Source organism: Mesorhizobium sp., from assembly GCF_004962925.1.
GTDB lineage: Bacteria > Pseudomonadota > Alphaproteobacteria > Rhizobiales > Rhizobiaceae > Mesorhizobium.
On the sequence record NZ_SUEO01000150.1, the window covers coordinates 1 to 263 of the forward strand.

A 263-nucleotide genomic window follows, 5' to 3' on the forward strand; every position below is an offset into this window, starting at 1 on the left:
GAAATGCACGAGCCGTTCGACGAAGGGGGTCGATGTTTCGAGCGCCGCGCGTGCTCGCATGTCGACCTCGTCGCGGTAAAGCGCTTGAGCCTTCTGGCGCGCTGTCTTGCGGGCGGCCATCTTTGCGGCCCGGTCGGCGTCTTTGGCCTCGAGCATCGCCTCGGCATAGCCGTCACCGAGTGTGGCCGAGTCCTGCGCGCCGGAAAAGACGGCTGGTTTTTCGTCGTAGTTTTCGAACTGCGCTATCAACCAGGATTTCGGGT

1 pseudogene is annotated in these 263 nt (G+C 62.7%); it reads right to left on the reverse strand.

What is annotated here, in order from left to right:
* A pseudogene (locus E5W87_RS24740) lies at positions 1-249 on the reverse strand (DUF1800 domain-containing protein); the annotation flags it as partial.
* Positions 250-263 lie beyond the last annotated feature (14 nt).